Source organism: Arenibacter nanhaiticus (assembly GCF_900141935.1).
In the GTDB taxonomy this organism is placed as follows: Bacteria; Bacteroidota; Bacteroidia; order Flavobacteriales; family Flavobacteriaceae; genus Arenibacter; species Arenibacter nanhaiticus.
Genome location: NZ_FQYX01000068.1, coordinates 1 through 2,595 on the forward strand (window position 1 = coordinate 1; position 2,595 = coordinate 2,595).

The 2,595-nt window shown below is 39.4% G+C and carries 2 protein-coding genes; one reads left to right on the forward strand and one right to left on the reverse strand.

Annotation, left to right across the window (positions count from 1 at the left end):
• A partial coding sequence (locus BUA16_RS18045; RefSeq protein ID WP_072766098.1) for an IS110 family RNA-guided transposase occupies window positions 1-1,010 on the reverse strand: 1,010 nt, incomplete at its 3' end.
• 480 nt (window positions 1,011-1,490) lie between these two features.
• Here BUA16_RS18045 and BUA16_RS18050 point away from each other — a divergent pair.
• Complete coding sequence (locus BUA16_RS18050) at window positions 1,491-1,871, forward strand: hypothetical protein (protein WP_072766099.1); 381 nt, start codon at window positions 1,491-1,493, stop codon at window positions 1,869-1,871.
• Window positions 1,872-2,595 lie beyond the last annotated feature (724 nt).

The following is a 2,595-nucleotide window of genomic DNA, read 5'->3' on the forward strand; positions in this document are numbered from 1 at the left end:
GCTAATGTTCTACTTAATAGTTTCCTAGCTACCTTTACAATGACACTCTTCACATTTTTTCCATGATGCTTGCGGTAATAGCCCTGCATCACGGGATCTGTTCGAATAGCCTGCCAAGAAGCTTCTATGAAATAACTTCGTATTAAGCGGTGAGCACGCATACTCACACCGGTATGGCGGACGGTATCACCACTTTGGTAAATGCCCGGCGCCAGACCTACATATCCGGCCAAATGTTTAATATTCTTAAAACGGCGTAGGTCTCCCAATTCACTCAAAATACCACTGGCAACTATTGGACCTATCCCAGGAATACTTCGTAAAAGCATATAATCTTTCTTGAAATGTATTTTAGTATATCGACGCAATAATGTAGAAACATCACGAAACTCCTGATCAATAAACCGAAAGCTGCGCATACGGCTTCGCAAAACTTCATTGCCAGTATCATACTCAAAATCCAGACTATCAACCCAATCCCTAAACTTATGGCTCCAATGGTCGTTATCAAGATCCTGTGGTATGCTAATACCATAATACAACAACTGCATTTTGATATAGCTCTTGATCTGACGCATATCCTTTACCAAATCATTCCTACGACGAAACAAACTACGTAATTGCTCTCTACATTTATCTGGCACACATATACTACTCAGTCTGTCATCTTTTAATTCACGCGCTATAAGCTGCGCGTCTATTCGGTCTGTCTTAGTGTGACGCTCCTTGCCCTTTCTGAAAATATCGGCTGGATTGACTACCAATGAGCGCCAACCGTAACTTACAAAGCAACGATGTGCGTGGTACCCGCAGCAGCCTGCCTCATAGGCGGTAGACACTTCATAAGCTGGATAATGTTTGGTTACATATTCCAAAAGCAATTCCGCATGAGGCTGCATGCTAAAAGTCTTGCCGGATGAAAGATCAGTCGCACAATGTACTTTCCAACTACGCTTGTGTATGTCGATACCAATGAATAACTTAGGTGTGGCAGTAATTTGAGTGTTCATATCTTTAATTTTTAGTTCATCTTAAAGATACTCGACTTACTGCTTTTACATAGATGCTATAAAACATAGCTATTACAGGCTTTCCGAGAGGTTTTTGCTTCTCTATTAAGTCCACCAAATTTTTATTTTTGTATATTTAAAAAATTAAAGATAAATAGAAAAAATAAAAATTTGGCTCGTGTATAATCCGAAAAGTTAGTGTTTATTTATACGCTACGTTTCATATACTAGACCGTTGGCAAACATTTTGGGCAAGTAGACAAGCTTGTCCTTGATTCATAATTCTAGGCGCTAAAACTCGGATAGATGATTGACTTCTCGCTCATGCGTAAATGGATTTTAGCTCGATTCGGAGGACTACGGAGGGGTACGCAAGACTTTCTTACTCAGACGCACTCAGTACGGAAGCAAAACGCTAGCTTTTACTCGGACGAAAAATAAAAAACACTTTACCAAACAAATCTTTTACTAATGACGACAATGAACTTTCAATGTGAAGAATTGACTATTTCAGACGAGGAGTTGGGTTGTACCATAATTTTTTCCGACTCTAAAAGTGCAGATGATCAATTCAAAACTATTGATGAGATTATGAATTCGCAAAGAAAGTATCTATTAATTCAAAAGACTTACCCAGAAGACGACTTTGAGTATAGCTATTACCACATTGAATCATCAGAATCTGACACAGAACTGGATCTTGAAGATAAAATGACCGTGAGGTTAAGTCGAGATAATTTTGAAATCAGCTGGTCTGGAGATAAGTTGAAAATAGGACTTGACTTGACCAATAAGGAACTTAACGACCTGAAGGAAATCCTCGAAGTCGTATTTAAGGAACGAGTAATAATGGAAAAATAAAAAACGATTTGCCAACAGTACCTATAAGTAATGCGGGCCCTGGTCTACAAGTCAAAGTTTTGTCTATATTTATAATGTCGCCAAATCAGTTTGATTTGGCATTTGAAATTTAAAAAATAAACGCAAACAAAGTGCTTTGGCATGGTGCGAGCAGGAATGGACATTGCTTCTTTGCTCCCGCACTACTCATAGCTTGGGCGTTGTAAGTAATTTGCAATCGCTGTTGTACTTTTTCGCAAGTATTACGTGAGCTAGTTTGTGAAGACTGGACGGAATAGCCAAGGCCTTGTTATCGACGGGGGAAATATTCGACCATTTCAGGCGGATATTGCCCAAGTAGTTTAGCTTATCAGCGTGGAGAGCTCGCTATCCAAACGTTGGGAACGTTAAAAACTACTTGAACAAGGACGGTAAAAATTTCGAGAAAGTCAAATTTTTCGGGCCAATGTTGTTGATAATAAGGCCTTTGGGCTGGATTTCTGTGCCGTAACAGACTGATTAAACCGCAAAGTTTAGATCAATATGTTACGGGAGGCTTACGAAAAAGTGTACCTATCATTCTCTTATTGCAAACTATCCTGGTTTTATTCCCATTTTTTGTATTAAATTTAAAAATGTAAAAAACCACTTACAATCGAGTGGGTGGCTCCGCCATCTAATGACGGAGTGCACCCCTCACACCACCGTACGTACGGGTCTCGTATACGGCGGTTCGATAATGAAA

What these genes read in the sequence shown, in the direction of transcription:
- BUA16_RS18050 (WP_072766099.1), top strand. Translation starts at nt 1,491, where the DNA reads ATGAACTTTCAATGTGAAGAATTGACTATTTCAGACGAGGAGTTGGGT.